This is a genomic window from Saccharothrix sp. NRRL B-16348 (assembly GCF_001280085.1).
GTDB lineage: Bacteria > Actinomycetota > Actinomycetes > Mycobacteriales > Pseudonocardiaceae > Actinosynnema.
This window is the reverse complement of record NZ_LGED01000267.1, coordinates 16,160-32,505: the sequence shown is the minus strand read 5'-3', so window position 1 is coordinate 32,505 and position 16,346 is coordinate 16,160. Positions and strand designations below refer to the sequence as shown.

Below are 16,346 nucleotides of genomic sequence, written 5' to 3'. Positions count from 1 at the left end.
GAGGGGGAGGGTCAGGTTGGGGTGGTGGTGGCGGGGAGGGTGGCGCGGATTCGGCAGCCTGGGCCGTCGACTACGGCGATGGTGCCGCCGTGCAGGTCGACTACCCAGCGAGCGATGTTGAGGCCCAGGCCGGTGCCGCCGCCGCCGGCGCGTTCGCCGCGTGTGAAGCGTTCGAAGACCCGTTCACGGTCCTGTGGTGCGATTCCCGGGCCGTCGTCTGCGACCTCCAGCACGAGGTCTGTGCCGACTTTTGCCGAAATCCGCACCTCGCCGCCGGTTGGGCCGTGTCGGGCGGCGTTGTCCAAGAGGTTTGCGACCACTTGGGCCAGGCGGGCTTCGTCGGCGTAGACGGTGGCTTCCGGAGGTGAGACGTCGATGGTGAACCGCACCCCTCGGGCGGCTACCGAGGCTTCTGCGACGACGTCGCTCAACAATGGTGCCAATGGGAACTCCGCCTTGTCCAACTTGTGCGCGCCGGCGTCGATTCGGGACAGGTCGAGCAGTTCGGTCACCAATCGGCCGAGTCGTTCGGTCTGTGCCAAGGCTGTTCGCATTGTTGCCGCGTCCGGCTGCGCGACGCCGTCGACGACGTTCTCCAGCACGTTCTGCAACGCCGTGATCGGTGTCCGCAGCTCGTGCGACACGTTCGCGATCAGTTCCCGCCGCTGCTGGTCCGCCGCACCGAGGTCCGCCGCCATCTGGTTGAACGCGCCGGCCAGTTCGCCGACCTCGTCCCGTGCCGTCGCACGCACGCGCCTGCTGTAGTCGCCGGCCCGCATCGCCCGCACCGCGGCCGTCATGTCCCGCAACGGCCTGGTCATCCCGTGCGCGAGGATCTGCGAGGTCACGAGCACGATCGCCACCGCGCCGAACGTCGTCCCGGGCGCCAGCCAGCCGATCCGCCACCGGAAGAACGCGAACCCGGCCGCCATCGCCGACACCAGCAGGATCCCGAGCTTCAGCTTGATCGACCGCACCGGGTCCAACGGGCGTGGCAGCAGTTCCACGGTCGTGTCGAAGGCCGTCCGCAGGCTCACCGCGGCACCTCCAACGCGTAGCCGATCCCGTGCACGGTCCGGATCAGGTCCGTGCCCAGCTTCCGCCGCAACGCCTTGATGTGGCTGTCCACCGTCCGCGTGCCAGTGCCGTCGGCCCAGCCCCACACCTCGCTGAGCAGCCGTTCCCGCGACTGCACGGCCCGCGGTCGTTCGGCGAGGTGCACCAGCAGTTCGAACTCGGTCGGCGTCAAGTGCGCCTCCGCCCCGCCGCGGACGACCCGCCGCTCGGCCAGGTCGATCTCCAGGTCGGCGACGGTGATCCGGTGCGCCGCCGCGGACGCGGCCCGCTCCACCCGCCGCAACAGCGCGTGCACCCGCGCGGCCAGTTCGCGGATCGAGAACGGCTTGGTCAGGTAGTCGTCCGCGCCGACCGCGAGACCGACCAGGAGGTCGGTCTCGTCGCCCCGGGCGGTCAGCATGAGCACCGGCACGGCGCGCTCGGCCTGGATGCGCCGGCACACCTCCAGCCCGTCGAACCCGGGCAGCATCACGTCCAGCACGACCAGGTCGGGCCGCCCGTCACGGGCCCGCGAGACGGCCGACGGACCGTCGTGCGCCAACTCGACCTCGAACCCCTCGGCCCGCAGCCGCGCGGCCACGGACTCGGCGATGGTCAGGTCGTCCTCGACCACCAGAATCCGGCGTGTCATGCGGCTGACTCTATGTGCGAGCCGTGGAGGTGCCCGGTGTGACTTGTGAACGTCCTGTGGAGACCGGGCGCGGCTCACATCCGGAGCGCTCCAGCGGCCGAACGGACGAATCTGGGAGCGCTCCCAGGCGGGAGCTGCTTAGCTGGTTGAGGGGCGGGGCTTCGACGAGGAGGTCTGGTCGTGCGACGGACGTTGGGCGCCGCGCTGGCGCTCGTTTCAGCGGTCTCAGGGGTGCCGGCGGCGGCCGAACCCGGTTACGTGGAGCTCGCGCCGAAGGGCTCGGCGGTCGCGATCAACGACGCGGGCGTGGTCGTCGGACGCGCCACCGGGCTCGACCGGCGTTCGCGCGCGGTCCGCTGGGACGCCGAAGGTCGGATCAGCGAACTCGCCTTACCCGCCGGCGGGCAGCACGCGACCGTCTTCGGTGTCGACGCGGACGGCGCGGCGTACGGCAACACCAACGCGCCCGAACGCTGGTCGCAGGCCACCCGGTGGAACGCCGACGGCTCGATCACCGTGCTCGACGTCCTGCCCGGCGGCGACTACACGTTCGCCGTCGCGGTGAACGAGAGCGGCACGGTCGTCGGCTACGGCGGTGACGCGGACGGCAAGCGCCAGGCGATCCGCTGGGACCGCGACGGCGCGGCCACCGTGCTGCCCGGAGTCGGCGACGCGACCGAGGCGACCGCGATCGACGACGGGGGCGCGATCGCGGGCATCGCCCACACCGGTGATGGTCGGCGTGCCGTGAGGTGGGACGACGACGTGCTCACCGACTTGGGCACCGTTCCCGGCAGCACCTACCTCGACGTGCGGGCGGTCAACGGCCGGTTCGTCGTCGGCATGTACCAGACGGAGGACCGGACGTCTTTCGCCGTGCGCTGGGACGGCACCGCGAGCGCCTACCCGCCCGCCGTGCCCGGCACGTTCAGCAGCCTCAACGCCGTCGACGCGGACGGCGCCGCGTTCGGCCGGGTCGGCGGTGCCCCGGTGCGGTGGGCGGAGGGCGTCATTTCCATGGCGCTCCCGACCGGCTTCACCACCGGTGAGGTGGCGCTCGTCAACGACCACGGCACGGCCGCCGGTGTGGCGACCGGCAGCACCTACCGGCCGGTCCGCTGGTCGTCGTCGGGCGAGGTGACGTTGCTGCCGGTGCCGGCTGGGACGCACGGCTTCGCCCAGGGCATCAACGACCGCGGCGTCGTGGTCGGCGAGTTCGGCGGGCGCGCGGTGCTCTGGCCGTGACGGCGGCGGCCCTGACCGCCGGCTGTCGGTGGCACGTCCTAGGGTGACCCGGTGGCTGACGCGGTCCTGGAAGCGGTGCTGGAGCGGATCACGTTCGCCAACGAGGAGACCGGCTACACGGTCGCCCGCGTCGACCCCGGCCGCGGTGGCGACCTGGTCACCGTGGTCGGGTCGCTGCTCGGCGCGCAGCCGGGCGAGTCGATCCGGATGCGCGGGCGGTGGGGCTCGCACCCCCAGTACGGCAAGCAGTTCCACGTCGACGACTACACGACCGTGCTGCCGGCCACCATCCAGGGCATCCGCCGCTACCTGGGCTCCGGCCTGATCAAGGGCATCGGGCCGGTGCTGGCCGACCGGATCGTCACCCACTTCGGCGTGGACGCGCTGGACGTCATCGAGCACGAGCCGAAGCGCCTGATCGAGGTGCCCAAGCTCGGTCCGAAGCGCACCAAGCTGATCGCCGACGCGTGGGAGGAGCAGAAGGCCATCAAGGAGGTCATGGTCTTCCTCCAAGGCGTCGGCGTGTCGACGTCGTTGGCCGTGCGCATCTACAAGCAGTACAACGACAAGGCGATCGACGTCGTCCGCGAGGAGCCCTACCGGCTGGCGAACGACGTGTGGGGCATCGGTTTCCGCACCGCCGACCTGATCGCGAAGGCCGTCGGCATCCCGCACGACAGCCCGCAGCGGGTGAAGGCCGGGCTGCAGTTCACGCTGTCCGAGGCGACCGGCGACGGCAACTGCTACCTGCCCGAGAACGAGCTCATCGGCGACGCGATCAAGATCCTCCAGGTCGACGCCGGCCTGGTGATCGAGTGCCTGGCCGAGCTGGTGGCGGAGGAGGGCGTGGTCCGCGAGATCATGCCGGACGGCGAGCCGGGCATCTACTTGGTCGCGTTCCACCGGGCCGAGATCTCGTTGGCGAGCCAGCTGTTGCGGCTGCTCAGGACCGACGAGGAGCGGATGCCGGCGTTCCAGACGGTCGAGTGGGAGCGTGCGTTCGCGTGGCTCGGGGCGTCACTGGAGGACAAGCAGCGCGACGCCGTGCAGTTGGCGTTGAGCCGCAAGGTGGCCGTGCTGACGGGCGGTCCGGGGTGCGGCAAGAGCTTCACCGTGCGGTCGATCGTGAAGCTGGCCGTGGCCAAGGGCGCGAAGGTGGTGCTGGCCGCGCCGACCGGCCGGGCCGCCAAGCGGCTGACCGAGCTGACCGGGCACGAGGCGCGCACCGTGCACCGGCTGCTGGAGCTGAAGCCCGGCGGTGACGCCGCCTACGACCGTGACCGGCCGCTCGACGCGGACCTCGTCGTCGTGGACGAGGCGTCGATGCTCGACCTGCTGCTGGCGAACAAGCTGGTCAAGGCCGTCGCGCCGGGCGCGCACCTGCTGCTGGTCGGCGACGTCGACCAGTTGCCGTCCGTGGGGGCGGGCGAGGTGCTGCGCGACGTGCTGTCCGCCGACAGCCCGATCCCGAACGTCCGCCTCACGCACATCTTCCGGCAGGCGCAGCAGTCCGGCGTGGTGACCAACGCGCACCGGATCAACAACGGCGACTACCCCGTCGTGCAGGGGATGCCGGACTTCTTCCTGTTCCCGGCGGAGGAGGCCGAGGACGCGGCGGCGTTGGTCGTCGACGTCGTGGCCAACCGCATCCCGCGCAAGTTCGGGCTCAAACCGCGCACGGACGTGCAGGTGCTCGCGCCGATGCACCGGGGTCCGGCGGGCGCGGGCGGGCTGAACGCGTTGCTGCAGGAGGCTTTGACACCGTCCACACCGGACCTGCCGGAACGCCGGTTCGGCGGCCGGGTGTTCCGGGTCGGCGACAAGGTCACCCAGATGCGCAACAACTACGACAAGAACGTCTTCAACGGCACGCTCGGCATCGTCACGGCGATCGACGTCGTGGAGCAGAAGCTGACCGTGCGGACCGACGAGGACGAGGACGTCGACTACGAGTTCGGCGAGCTGGACGAGCTGACCCACGCCTACGCCATGACGATCCACCGCTCGCAGGGCAGCGAGTACCCGTGCGTCGTCATCCCGATCACGACCAGCGCGTGGATGATGTTGCAGCGCAACCTGCTCTACACGGCGGTCACCCGCGCGAAGAAGCTCGTCGTGCTGGTCGGGTCGCGCAAGGCGATCGGGCAGGCGGTCCGCACCGTGGGCGCGGGACGTCGGCACACGGCGCTGGACCACCGGCTGGCACGGCTGCTGTGAGTCAGCCGGCCCGGAGCGACCCGTCGTCCAGCGCCGCCCGCTCCGCCGCCTCGGCGAACGCCTTGCGGAAGTCGTCGATCTCCGTGCCACCGAGCTTGACCACGTGACCGTTCGTGTCCCAGATCTCCACGAGCCCGTCACTGACCGCGATCGAGCACACGGACGGCAGCTCCTGGTTGTCCGTGCACCGGACCAGCCACTCCCGCTTGGTCTCCATGGGTCCCCTTTCGAGTGGTTCGACGCTTGCGAAAGCCAATGTGAGCGCCCCGATTGCTAGCCTGAACCTGAGCCAGTTGATTTTGCAACTGCTAGACCGCAATTGACCCGATCGGATGACGACCATGCCGCTGACACCCACGGTCCGGCTCAAATTCCTCTCGATCTACATGCGCGAGGCACGCGAACGTGCAGGTGTGGAGCCCAAGGAGGTCGCGAAGCTCCTGGGTCGCGACACCACCCGCGTCACCAAGATGGAGAAGGGCAGGGAGGGTCTGACCCCCGGTGACGCCAAGATGTTGCTCGACCACTACGGCGTTCACACCGAAGAGGAGAAGGCCGAGATCGTGGAGCTGGCCCGCACCAGGAGCCAGCGCGGCCGGTGGGCGGGCCATCGGGCGACCGTGCCGATGGAGTTGCGCCCGTACTACGACTTCGAGCTGGACTCCAGCGAGTTGCGCTTGTACGGCACGGAACTGGTGCCCGGTGTGCTGCAGACGATGTCCTACATGCGTGCACTCCTGGTCGCTCGCAACCGGGTCGACCGGGACAAGATCGATGATGTGATCACCATGCGGTTGGAGCGGCAGCAGATCCTGTTCCGGGACCAGCCGACCGACGCGGCGTTCGTGTTGAGCGAGAGTTGCGTGCGGCGGGTCTTCGGCGGGAACGCGGTGATGCACGAGCAGTTGCTGCACCTGGCGAACCTCGCCCAGCGGCCCAACGTCCGGATCCAGGTGCTGCCGTTCGACGCGCCGGGCGGGGCGAGCACGTTCGGCTTCACCATGCTGCGCATCCCCGCGCCCACTTCCGCGCCACCGTTGGAGATGGCCTACGTCGAGAACCTGCACGACGCCGACTACCTCGATGGCGACAAAGAGGTGGCCGACTACGCCAAGCTGTGGGCCAACCTCACCGCGAACGCACTCGGGGTGGAAGAATCGAGGAGGTTCGTCCTGGGCGTTGCCCAGAGCTATGCCTGACTGTGAGAGGTGGTCCCCGCCATGACTCCGGACTTCTCCGCCGCCGAGTTCAAGACGTCCAGCTACACCGAGGACAACGGGACTTGCGTCGAAGTGGCCGTTGAGGCCGGGTTCGGGGCGGTTCGTGACACGAAGAACCGCGAGGGTGGGCACGTGGCCGTTCCCGCGCGGTCCTTCGCTGCGTTTCTTCGGTCGTTGGCGGGCTAGCGCATCGGGAAGGCGATGTCGCAGACCTCGTCGCCGGGGCCGGCCGCGTCGAAGTCCGCGAAGTAGACCTCGCGGGGCCCGTCGTGGACGGTGTGCCCGTTCTCCTTGATCCACACTGCGACGGCGTCGTAGGCCGACAGGATCTGCGGGTAGACCACCTGCGCCTTGGTCAGCCGCACGTAGGCCTCCCGGTGCGCGGGCTCCACGCGCGCCGCCACCCCTCCGTCGGGTTGCGCACCGATCGGCACGCACACCTCGACCGGTCCGTCGCTGTCCTCGTTCACCTCGCCGTGGTAGACCACGAACGGCGCGCCGGACATGCCGCCGCAGGACTCCGCCGCCTTGATCAGCCGACCCATGGAGCTCCCGATCCAGTCCGTGAGCGCGGGTTGGAGCAGGTGCCGCTGCTCCGTCAAGACCACCTGTTCGGGTACTTCTCGCTGCTTGACCTCGTACATCTCCAACAGACCCTTCCCTCCGGACAACACGACGCGGAGGTGGGCGGCCAGGCCGCGTTGCACGGCCATCCGGTGTTCGACCTCGGCCCAGTACTCGGCGAGCAGGTCAGCCCGCTCGCCCTCGGGCGCGGAGACGATCCGGGACACGACCGCGAGCGGCATGTCGAGCCTGCGCAACTGCGCGACCAGGCGTGCCGTGACGAGCTGGTCCTCGCGGTAGCGCCGGTAGCCGTTGCCCGCCTCGACCACGGCGGGCCGCAGCAGGCCTTGCCGTTCGTACAACCGCAGTGCCTTCACCGACAGCCGTGAGCGCCTGGCGAACTCGCCGATGCCGAACAGCCGAGCGTCCTGTCGCCGTGCCACCGCCACATCCTCCATGGCGATGACCTTGCGGGCTGCCCCAAGGGACGAGTCAACCGGATGACCCGACTACTGGCGGTAGTTCTCGACGGTGCCGGGTGCGCGGGCCTCGGCGCCGTCCGGGTCCATGCCCGCGGCCCGGCGCGCGCGGCGTTGGCGCAGGAGGTCCCAGGTCTGGTCCAGGGCGACTTCGAGGTCGCGGAGCCGGCGGGCGTCGCCCTCGCTCAGGCCCTCGCCGATGCGTGATCCCTCCAACCGGTGTTCTTCCTCCACCAGCCGGGTGATTCGCGCGACTAGTTCTTCGTCCGTCACGACTCCTCCTCCATCCGGACCAAGCGCCGGGGTACCTCACCGGCATCTGTCAAAACCCCGCGTCACATCGGCCAGGAATGGCCGGTTGGCGGGTGTGCAAGGAGGTGGTCCGTCCCTCATCCTCCTGCTCAACCCTGCCTAGGAGGAACAACCGTGAAGTCGACCAGACGTTCACTGCTGACGCTGGCCATAGCCGGTGTCGCGGCGGCGGCGGTGGTCACCGGGGGCACCCCCGGAACCGCCGGCCCCGCACCCGAGGTCGCCGCCGTCCAAGCCGGACCGACCTACGTCTACAAGGTCCACGCGCCGCTCGGCGCCGCCGCCCAGAACCTGCTCGGGCGCGGCTTCGACGTGCTGGAGGACCGCGACGGCGACTACCTGTTCGTGCTCGGTGACGCGAGCACCGGCGCCGGCCTCAAGCAGGCCGGTTTCACCGCCGTCATCGACGAGGTGCTGCCCGCGCCCGAGTGGCAGCCGCCCGCGAAGAAGTCGCAGTCGCCGACGTTCGACGCCGCCGACATCAACGAGACCTACTACGGCGGCTACCGCACGATCAACGCGCACTGGTCGCACCTCGACCTGGTCGGGCAGCAGTACCCCGCGCTGACGACGCTGGTCGACTACGGCGACTCGTGGCGCAAGACCCAGGGCGCGGGCGGCTACGACCTGCGTGCCATCTGCATCACCAAGAAGAACGCGGGCGACTGCGCGCTGAACCCGGCCGCGCCGAAGCCCCGGTTCTTCGTGATGGGCCAGCTGCACGCCCGCGAGCTCACCACCGGTGACACCGCGTGGAAGTGGATCGACCACCTGACCGCCGGTTACGGCGTCGACGCCGAGGTGACCGCGCTGCTCGACACCACCGAGGTGTGGGTCGTGCCGATCGCCAACCCGGACGGCGTGAACATCGTGCAGCAGGGCGGCAACTCGCCGCGCTACCAGCGCAAGAACGCCAACACCACGAACGGGTCGAACTGCTCCGGCACGTCGTCGTCGCAGATCGGCATCGACCTCAACCGCAACACCGACTCGCACTGGGGCGGCGCGGGCACGTCGTCCAACCCGTGCGACCAGACGTACAAGGGGCCGTCGGCGAACTCCGAGGTGGAGACGCGGTCGTTGCAGGCGCTGTGGCGCAACCTCTACCGCGACCGCCGGGGCACCGGCACCACCGACGCCGCGCCCGCCGACACGACCGGCGTCGTGATCTCCATGCACAGCTACTCGAACCTGGTGCTGTTCCCGTGGGGCTGGACGACCCAGTACAAGACGGGCAACGACGCGGCGATGCGCGGGATGGCGCGGGACATGGCGTCGCTGGCCGGCGGGTGGCAGTACGGGCAGCCGGGCGAGGTGCTCTACAACGCGGCCGGCGCGACGGACGACTGGGTGTACGACGACCTGGGCGTGGCGTCGTTCGTGTGGGAGATCGGGCCGTCGTCGGGCACGTGCTCCGGGTTCTTCCCGGCGTTCTCGTGCCAGGCGTCGACGTTCTGGCCGAAGACGAAGCCGATGCTGATGTACGCGGCGAAGAAGGCGGCCAACCCGTACGGCGGCGGCGGCAACCCGCCGGTCGGGTGCGCCAAGTCGACGAACGACGCCGACGTGGCCATCCCGGACAACGGCGCGGCGGTCACCAGCACGATCACCATCGCCGGCTGCGAGGGGACCGCTTCGGCGTCTTCGCAGGTGGAGGTGCACATCGTGCACACGTACCGCGGTGACCTGGTGATCGACCTCGTCGCGCCGGACGGCACGGCGTACCGCCTGAAGGCGTCGAACAACGACTCGGGCGACAACATCGACACCACGTACACTGCGAACGTCTCTACCGAGGCGCGCAACGGCGCGTGGCAGCTCCGCGTGCAGGACGTGTACTCGGCTGACACGGGCTACATCAACTCGTGGAGCTTGACGGTCTAGTCGTGTTGTCGGGGGCCCGCGCGCTTCGGCACGCGGGCCCCTCGCAGGTAGATCCGCAATGGGAGAACACCGAATGCGCCGCTCCACCCCGTTCGCGCTCGTCCTGGTCGCCGTCGCGCTGGCGGCCTGCTCGCCCGGCACCTCCGCGGACACCGCGCCGCCTTCGACCAGCGCCTCGACCACTTCGCCGCCGCCGGTGGACGGGGTGCGGAAGGCGCCGTGCACCGGGCTGACGGCGGACCAGGAGGCCGGGCTCGGCCTGTCGCCCGGCAAGTCGATCAGCGACGTCGGCTACGGCGCGCACTGCATGTGGCCGGTGGCGGGGTACGAGGGGAACCTGATCACCGTGGGCCTGCCGACGCTCGACGGCGGTGGCATCGAGGTCATCCTGGGCAACCGCGCCAACCACGCGTACCACGACGTGGTCGAGGTCGAGGGCTATCCGGCGGTGTTCGCGTCGAGCGTCGACCTGCGGTCCGAGGGCGCGTGCACGCTGTCGGTCGGGGTGACCGACGAGCTGCTGGTGAAGGTCGACACCGCCCTCCCCGAAGGCCCGGACTTGGCCGACCCGTGCCCGGTCGCCGAGCGGATCGCTTCAGCCATCCTGCGCAACCTCCGCACCACCTGACCCACCCGCGTGTCGAACCCTCACGTCCCGCGTGTCCTACGTCCAGAACGCGCGTGTCCTACGTTCAGGTCGCGCGTGTCCTACGTTCGCGTACCCCGAGTTCAACGCTCAGGACGTCCTGAACGCCGGTAGCGTGCGATATGACTTCAGTTCTCGTGACCGGCGCGGCGGGGTTCATCGGGTCGCACTTCACGCGGCACTGGGTGCGGGAGCACCCCGAGGACCGCGTGGTGGCGTTGGACGCGCTGACCTACGCCGGCACCTTGACCAACCTCGACGACGTGCGGGACCGGATCACGTTCGTGGAGGCCGACATCGCCTCGGCCGACCTGACCGGGATCGACGTGGTGGTGAACTTCGCCGCCGAGTCGCACAACAGCCTGGCCGTGCTGGACCCGACCCGGTTCTTCCGCACCAACGTGCTGGGCACGCAGGCGTTGCTGGAAGCGGCACGGCAGGCGGGCGTGCGGCGGTTCCACCACATCTCGACGTGCGAGGTGTACGGGGACCTGGCGCTGGACGCGCCGACGGCGTTCACCGAGGAGTCGCCGTACCGGCCGCGGACGCCGTACAACGCGAGCAAGGCCGGTGCCGACCACGCGGTGCGGGCGTACTCAGAGACGTTCGGGCTGCCGGTGACGATCACCAACTGCGCGAACAACTACGGCCCGAACCAGTTCCCGGAGAAGGTGCTGCCGCTGTTCACCACGCGGGCGTTGGACGGTGGTGAGCTGCCGGTCTACGCGTCGAAGGACAACCGCCGCGAGTGGATCCACGTGCTCGACCACTGCCGGGCGATCGAGGCCGTGCTGCTGCACGGGCGGGTCGGCGAGACGTACCACGTCGGCACGGGGGTGGAGGCGAGCGTCGAGGAGATCGCGGACCTGGTGCTGGACGAGCTGGGCCTGCCGGCGTCGCGGAAGACCACCGTGCCGGACCGCCCGGGGCACGACCGGCGGTACCTGCTCGACTCGGCCAAGATCCGGCGTGAGCTCGGCTGGGAGCCGCGGGTGCCGTTCGCCGAGGGGATCCGCGACACGATCCGCTGGTACGCCGGCAATCGTGCCTGGTGGGAGCCCCTGCGCGACCGCAGCCCGGTCACCGAGACCGCGTGGAGCAGGTGACCTGAGCGTTGAACTCGCGTGACCTGAACGTAGGACACGCGCGTTCTGAAGGTTCGACACGCGCGTTCTGAACGTAGGACACGCGCGATAGTTCGACGTTCAGGACGGCGAAGGGCCCTGCGGGGGAGACGCCCGCAGGGCCCGTTCGGGTGGTGCAGGGGTTACTTCAGGCCGTTGCCGATCGCGGTGATGAGCTCGCCGTTCGACGTGTCACCGTCGAGCGCCCAGAAGAACGCGCCGCCGAGACCCTGGTTCTTGGTGTAGGTCATCTTGCCGCCGATGGTGGACGGGGTGTCGTAGCTCCACCACTGGTTGCCGCAGTGCGCGTACGCCGTGCCCGCGATGGTGCCGGTGGCCGGGCACTTCGTCTTGAGGACCTTGTAGTCCTCGATGCCCGCCTCGTACGTGCCCGGCGCCGCGCCGGTCGCCGTGCCGCCCGGCGCGGACTGGGTCACGCCCGTCCAACCGCGGCCGTAGAAGCCGATGCCCAGCAGCAGCTTGGCCGCCGGCACGCCCTTGCCCTTGAGCTTCTGGATCGCCGCGTCGGAGTTGAACCCGGCGGTCGGGATGCCGGACCACGACGTCAGCGGCGAGTGCGGAGCCGTCGGGCCCTGCGCCGCCCACGCGCCGAAGTAGTCGTAGGTCATGACGTTGTACCAGTCGAGGTACTGCGCCGCGCCGCCGTAGTCAGCGGCGTCGATCTTGCCGCCGTTGGACCCGTCCGCCGTGATGGCGGCCGTCACCAGGTAGTTGGCGCCGAACCGGGTGCGCAGCGCCTGCGACAGCGTCTTGAACGAGCCGAAGCCGCTGGTGTCGCAGCTCAGACCACACGCGTTCGGGTACTCCCAGTCGATGTCGATGCCGTCGAACACGTCCGCCCAGCGCGGGTCCTCGATCAGCCTGTAGCAGGACTCGGCGAACGCGGCCGGGTTCTGCGCCGCCTGGCCGAAGCCGCCGGACCAGGTCCAACCGCCGAACGACCACAGCACCTTGATGTGCGGGTACATCTTCTTCAGCTTGCGCAGCTGGTTGAACGAACCGCGCAGGGCGCCGGTGTCCCACGTGTCGGCGACGCCGTCGACGGAGTTCGCCGCGGTGTAGGCCATGTCGTAGTCGGCGTAGGCGTCGCCGATGGTGCACTGGCCGTTCTGCACGTTGCCGAACGCGTAGTTGATGTGCGTCAGCTTCGCGGCCGAGCCGGAGGTGTGGATGTTCTTCACGAAGTACTGGCGGCCGTAGACGCCCCACTGGGTGAAGTAGCCGAGGTTCTTCCGCGAGCCGACCGGCGGGTTCGACGTGGTCGTCGTCGGACCCGTGGTGGTGGTGGTGGTCGTCGTGGTCGTAGTGGTGGTGGTCGTGGTCGTCGTCGGGTTGGTCCCGCCGGCGTCACACGACGCGCCGTTCAGCTTGCAGTTGGCCGGCCCGCTGAACGTGCCGGAGTAGGTCACGTTGAAGCCGAAGCTCACGGTCCCGCCGACGCCGACGCTGCCGTTCCACGTGTTCTTCACGGTCACGTGCTGGCCGCTCGCGGTGTACGAGCCGTCCCACAGGGAGCTGACCTTGTGGCCGGCGGGCAGGTCGAACTCGACCGTCCAGGACGACAGGGCGGACGTCGAGCCGTTCTTGATCGTGTACTTGCCCTCGTAGCCGGTGCCCCAGTCCGAGCCCTTGCTGAAGGTGGCCGAGACGCCGCCCGCACCGCTGGCCGCGGGCGCGACGACCAGCCCCACCACCAACGTGGCGACCGCCACGAACAACGCTGTGACATGCCATCGGATCTTGGACATCGTGCTCCTTGTCAGGAAAGGAGTGCAGGGTTGACGTCACCATGTGGTTCAGACCACTTCACGGTCAAGGTCTAGACCATTGTCGTCACTCGAACGGAGTAGCGCAGAACCGTTCGGAACCGGTTCCGAAGCCGGCCGACCACTAAGGGTGGACGAGCCTAAAGTCTGATGCCCTCCCAGACCAGGGTCCGACGTGGGAACGCCGCCGGAGGAACAGACTCGGACCTGTCGAGGGGGTCTCGACGTGACAGAGGGAGGGCACGTTGACGGGCAAGAGGGGTATCGCCTTGACCGCCGTCGTGGCGCTGGCGGCCGTGGGCATCGGCGGGACGGCGGTGGCCGAGCCGTCGGCCGACCACGCCGGCCGCATCGACCGGCAAGTCGTGCAGCGGGCGTTGGACGCGATGGCGCGCACCGGGGGTCAGGGCGTCCAGGTCCGCGTCAGCGACGGGCGGCACGAGTTCACCGCCCGCGCCGGCACGGCGGAGGTCGACTCGCCGCGTCCGGTGCCGACCGACGGCCGGTTCCGGGTCGGCAGCATCACCAAGACGTTCGTCTCGACCGTCGTGCTCCAACTGGTCGGCGAGGGCGAGGTGGAGCTGGACGCGCCGGTGCACCGGTACCTGCCGGGCCTGCTGCCGGACGGCGACCGGATCACCGTGCGGCACCTGCTGCAGCACACCAGCGGGCTCTACAACTACACGGCCGCGCTGCCGCCGGGTGCGGACGGCGTGCTGGAGTTCCGGTACAAGACGTGGACGCCCGCGGAGCTGCTCGCCCTGTCGACGGCACGGCCGCTGGACTTCCAGCCCGGCGCCGGCTGGCGGTACTCGAACACCAACTACGTCGTCCTCGGGATGCTGGTGGAGAAGATCACCGGCCGGCCCTACGAGGCGGCGGTGACGCAGCGCGTCCTGCGCCCGCTCGGCCTGCGGGCGACGTCCGTGCCGGGCACCCGCACCGCCATCCCCGGTCCACACGCGCACGGTTACCTCCGGGCCGGCGGGCAGGTCGTCGACATCACCGAGTTCAACCCCTCGGTGGCGTACGCGGCGGGCGAGATGATCTCCACGACGGCCGACCTCGACCGGTTCGTGGACGCGCTGCTGGACGGGCGCCTGCTCCGCCCGGCGCAGCAGCGGGAGCTGACCTCGACGCTGCCGATCGCCGGCGACTACGCGTTGGGCATCGAGAAGACCGTGCTGGAGTGCGGCGTGGCGGTCTGGGGCCACGGCGGCAGCATCCCGGGCTACAGCAGCCTGATGGTCAGCACGGCGGACACGAAGACCCGGCTGACGGCGTCGCTGACCAGCGCTCCGGACCCCGGCCAGATCGAGGGTTTCGACGAGCTGCTGAACGAGGTGTTCTGCTGATGAGGTGAACGGCTGACGCGGTGGGGCGTCCCGACCGGACGCCCCACCGCCCGGCGGGCTCAGGCCCGCCACTGCTCCGCGGGTGCGACACCGGGGAGCGGCTTGCCGATGAGGGCGAGGGGGATGAAGAGGCAGACCTGGCCGATCGCCAGCGTGAGCGTGGCGAGCGCCTTGTCGTCGTAGTGGGCGGACGCCTCGGCGTACAGCTCGTCGGAGACGCGCTCACCGTGCGGGTTGGGGGTGAGCACGGCCTCGACGAGGGCCAGCGCGGCACGTTCGGCGGCGGTGAAGTGCGGCGCGTCCTGCCAGGACACGACGGCGGTGATGCGCTCCTCCGCCTCGCCCGCCTTGCGGAGGTTGCCGGTGTGCAACGTGGTCAGGTAGGTGTTGCCGACGAGCTGCCCGGCGCGCAGCTGCACCAGGCTGACGGTGGTCTGCGGGACCGTGCCGTTGCCGACGGCCTGGAACAGCGTTCCGCCGATCTGCGCCAGCTCGGGGATGAGCACGGCGGGGTTGGGCAGACGCGACTGGAGGGTGTCCTGCGTGGCGGTCATGGTGGACCTGTCCTTTCCGGATTTCGTGGTGTTCACCGCGTTGACGCTTGGCGGGCCATGGACGTGACCGCGCGGTGGACGGCGGCGGCCAGCCGGTCGTGTTCGGGGTAGGACCAGTTGAACGAGAAGCGGCGGCGGGTGTAGCCGAAGGCGATGCCGGCGAGGGGGTCGGCGAACGACTCCGCGCCCGCGGAACCGTTGTGGCCGAACGCGTTCGCGCTCAGGAACGGGTAGCGCAGCCCCTTGGCCTGGAACCCCAGCGCGTACTGGCCCGCGTCGCCGGTGACGAGGTCGCGACCGGTGGAGTGGAGCATCGCGAACTCGCCCACGGTGTCGGGCTCGAGCAACGGGGCCCGACCGTCCAGCCCGAACACCGCCGCCGCGTACAGCCCGGCCAGCGCGCGGGCGTTGCCGACGCCGCCGGCGGAGGCCTGGCCGAGCGCGCGCACCCGCCGGGTGTTGAGGAAGGCCACCTGGTCCAACGGCGGGCTGGAGTTCAGGCCGTAGCCGACGCCGGTGATGCTGTGCGGCCCCGGCACGTCCGCCCAGAACGCGGCCAGCTCCTCCGGGCTCGCCGACCCGGGCCGCACCTCCCGGTACCGGTCCTCCAGGGCCTCCGGCAGCCCGAGGTGCAGGTCCAGCCCGTGCGGCGCCCGCACCCGTTCCTCGAAGTGGGCCTGGAGCGACCGGCCGGTGGCCCGGCGGACGACCTCGCCCACGATCGCGAACGCCACGAACCCGCCGTAGCCGTGGGCCGAGCCCGGCCGCCAGTACGGCCGCTGCCCGGCCAGCCGCCGTGCGATCACCTCGTCGTCCGCGAGCTCGTCGGCGGTGAGGCCGCCGTCCACGCCGATCACGCCGGAACGGTGGGTGAGCACGTCCCGCAGCGTGATCCGCTCCTTGCCCGCCGCGGCGAACTCCGGCCAGTGGCGCGCGACCGGCTGGTCCAGCTCCAGCGCGCCGTCCTGCACCAGCAGCGCCACCGCCACCGTCGCGGCGCCCTTGGTCGCGGAGTAGACGCCGGTCAGGGTCTCGCCGGTCACGTCGTCGCCGGACCACAGGTCGACCACCAAGCGGCCGTGCGCGTAGACGGCCAACTGGGCGCCGGCTCCGGGGTCGACCGCTTGGGCGAATTCCTCGCGCACCGCCTCGAACCGCTCGGCTACCGTGCCGTTGACCTCGATGTTCTTCATCTTCGTGCCGCTCCGATCGTCGTGCCGGCGAGTCGTCGCGGGCATGACGCACGGGTGG

Annotated in this window: 16 protein-coding genes; 8 read left to right on the top strand and 8 right to left on the bottom strand. The window is 70.2% G+C overall.

The annotated features are described in order from the left end of the window. Positions 1–11: 11 nt before the first annotated feature. Together ADK67_RS44520 and ADK67_RS44515 are read right to left on the bottom strand one after the other, a co-directional pair. The gene (locus ADK67_RS44520) at positions 12–1,037 is read right to left on the bottom strand and encodes a sensor histidine kinase (protein ID WP_053722659.1); all 1,026 of its coding nucleotides are present in this window, start codon (positions 1,035–1,037) and stop codon (positions 12–14) included. Continuing rightward, a complete protein-coding gene (locus ADK67_RS44515; RefSeq protein ID WP_082404768.1) occupies positions 1,034–1,708 on the bottom strand; it encodes a response regulator transcription factor in 675 nt (224 codons plus the stop codon). Before ADK67_RS44515 ends, ADK67_RS44520 begins: the two co-directional genes overlap by 4 nt. 180 nt (positions 1,709–1,888) lie before the next feature. On the opposite strand from ADK67_RS44515, the gene ADK67_RS44510 reads away from it, so the two are divergent. Together ADK67_RS44510 and recD2 are read left to right on the top strand one after the other, a co-directional pair. Further along, positions 1,889–2,953, top strand: coding sequence for a hypothetical protein (locus ADK67_RS44510; protein ID WP_157621594.1), 1,065 nt, complete (start codon positions 1,889–1,891; stop codon positions 2,951–2,953). 51 nt (positions 2,954–3,004) lie between these two features. Further along, on the top strand, positions 3,005–5,170 hold the full coding sequence (gene recD2 / locus ADK67_RS44505) for an SF1B family DNA helicase RecD2 (protein WP_053722657.1): 2,166 nt from the start codon (positions 3,005–3,007) through the stop codon (positions 5,168–5,170). Between the two features lies 1 nt (position 5,171). On the opposite strand, the gene ADK67_RS44500 is transcribed toward recD2, so the two are convergent. Continuing rightward, a complete protein-coding gene (locus ADK67_RS44500; RefSeq protein ID WP_053722656.1) occupies positions 5,172–5,387 on the bottom strand; it encodes a hypothetical protein in 216 nt (71 codons plus the stop codon). 124 nt (positions 5,388–5,511) lie between these two features. On the opposite strand from ADK67_RS44500, the gene ADK67_RS44495 reads away from it, so the two are divergent. Continuing rightward, positions 5,512–6,369, top strand: coding sequence for a helix-turn-helix domain-containing protein (locus ADK67_RS44495; protein ID WP_231648675.1), 858 nt, complete (start codon positions 5,512–5,514; stop codon positions 6,367–6,369). A 21-nt stretch (positions 6,370–6,390) separates the two neighbouring features. Continuing rightward, positions 6,391–6,576: a DUF397 domain-containing protein gene (locus ADK67_RS44490; RefSeq protein WP_053722654.1), complete on the top strand. Its 186-nt coding sequence runs from the start codon at positions 6,391–6,393 to the stop codon at positions 6,574–6,576. Here the strand turns inward: ADK67_RS44490 and ADK67_RS44485 are convergent. Together ADK67_RS44485 and ADK67_RS44480 are read right to left on the bottom strand one after the other, a co-directional pair. Next, positions 6,573–7,397 (bottom strand): MerR family transcriptional regulator, encoded by an 825-nt coding sequence (locus ADK67_RS44485; RefSeq protein WP_231648674.1) that lies wholly within the window; start codon positions 7,395–7,397, stop codon positions 6,573–6,575. The genes ADK67_RS44490 and ADK67_RS44485 overlap by 4 nt on opposite strands. Before the next feature lie 66 nt (positions 7,398–7,463). Further along, a complete protein-coding gene (locus ADK67_RS44480) occupies positions 7,464–7,706 on the bottom strand; it encodes a DUF2630 family protein (RefSeq protein WP_053722652.1) in 243 nt (80 codons plus the stop codon). A 153-nt stretch (positions 7,707–7,859) separates the two neighbouring features. Between ADK67_RS44480 and ADK67_RS44475 the strand changes: the two genes are divergently transcribed. The 3 genes from ADK67_RS44475 (at position 7,860) to rfbB (ending at position 11,381) form a co-directional block, all read left to right on the top strand. After that, positions 7,860–9,629 carry a M14 family zinc carboxypeptidase gene (locus tag ADK67_RS44475; RefSeq protein ID WP_063797936.1) on the top strand — a complete coding sequence of 590 codons (1,770 nt, stop codon included), beginning with the start codon at positions 7,860–7,862 and terminating at the stop codon, positions 9,627–9,629. A gap of 73 nt (positions 9,630–9,702) precedes the next feature. Continuing rightward, a complete protein-coding gene (locus ADK67_RS44470; RefSeq protein ID WP_053722651.1) occupies positions 9,703–10,257 on the top strand; it encodes a DUF3558 domain-containing protein in 555 nt (184 codons plus the stop codon). Positions 10,258–10,397: 140 nt separating this feature from the next. Next, entirely contained in the window at positions 10,398–11,381 is a 984-nt protein-coding gene (gene rfbB, locus ADK67_RS44465; protein ID WP_053722650.1) for a dTDP-glucose 4,6-dehydratase, read from the top strand. A 161-nt stretch (positions 11,382–11,542) separates the two neighbouring features. Here rfbB and ADK67_RS44460 read toward each other — a convergent pair whose 3' ends face one another. Beyond that, a complete protein-coding gene (locus ADK67_RS44460; protein WP_053722649.1) occupies positions 11,543–13,168 on the bottom strand; it encodes a glycosyl hydrolase family 18 protein in 1,626 nt (541 codons plus the stop codon). Between the two features lie 263 nt (positions 13,169–13,431). On the opposite strand from ADK67_RS44460, the gene ADK67_RS44455 reads away from it, so the two are divergent. Then, entirely contained in the window at positions 13,432–14,541 is a 1,110-nt protein-coding gene (locus ADK67_RS44455; RefSeq protein WP_157621593.1) for a serine hydrolase domain-containing protein, read from the top strand. Positions 14,542–14,600: 59 nt separating this feature from the next. On the opposite strand, the gene ADK67_RS44450 is transcribed toward ADK67_RS44455, so the two are convergent. Together ADK67_RS44450 and ADK67_RS44445 are read right to left on the bottom strand one after the other, a co-directional pair. Then, positions 14,601–15,095: a carboxymuconolactone decarboxylase family protein gene (locus ADK67_RS44450; protein ID WP_053722648.1), complete on the bottom strand. Its 495-nt coding sequence runs from the start codon at positions 15,093–15,095 to the stop codon at positions 14,601–14,603. A 32-nt stretch (positions 15,096–15,127) separates the two neighbouring features. Next, positions 15,128–16,333, bottom strand: a complete 1,206-nt coding sequence (locus ADK67_RS44445; RefSeq protein ID WP_231648673.1) for a serine hydrolase domain-containing protein — start codon at positions 16,331–16,333, stop codon at positions 15,128–15,130. Between the last annotated feature and the right edge of the window lie 13 nt (positions 16,334–16,346).

What these genes read in the sequence shown, in the direction of transcription:
- ADK67_RS44515 (WP_082404768.1), bottom strand. Translation starts at nt 1,708, where the DNA reads ATGACACGCCGGATTCTGGTGGTCGAGGACGACCTGACCATCGCCGAG.
- ADK67_RS44500 (WP_053722656.1), bottom strand. Translation starts at nt 5,387, where the DNA reads ATGGAGACCAAGCGGGAGTGGCTGGTCCGGTGCACGGACAACCAGGAG.
- ADK67_RS44495 (WP_231648675.1), top strand. Translation starts at nt 5,512, where the DNA reads ATGCCGCTGACACCCACGGTCCGGCTCAAATTCCTCTCGATCTACATG.
- ADK67_RS44490 (WP_053722654.1), top strand. Translation starts at nt 6,391, where the DNA reads ATGACTCCGGACTTCTCCGCCGCCGAGTTCAAGACGTCCAGCTACACC.
- ADK67_RS44470 (WP_053722651.1), top strand. Translation starts at nt 9,703, where the DNA reads ATGCGCCGCTCCACCCCGTTCGCGCTCGTCCTGGTCGCCGTCGCGCTG.
- rfbB (WP_053722650.1), top strand. Translation starts at nt 10,398, where the DNA reads ATGACTTCAGTTCTCGTGACCGGCGCGGCGGGGTTCATCGGGTCGCAC.
- ADK67_RS44460 (WP_053722649.1), bottom strand. Translation starts at nt 13,168, where the DNA reads ATGTCCAAGATCCGATGGCATGTCACAGCGTTGTTCGTGGCGGTCGCC.
- ADK67_RS44450 (WP_053722648.1), bottom strand. Translation starts at nt 15,095, where the DNA reads ATGACCGCCACGCAGGACACCCTCCAGTCGCGTCTGCCCAACCCCGCC.
- ADK67_RS44445 (WP_231648673.1), bottom strand. Translation starts at nt 16,333, where the DNA reads ATGCCCGCGACGACTCGCCGGCACGACGATCGGAGCGGCACGAAGATG.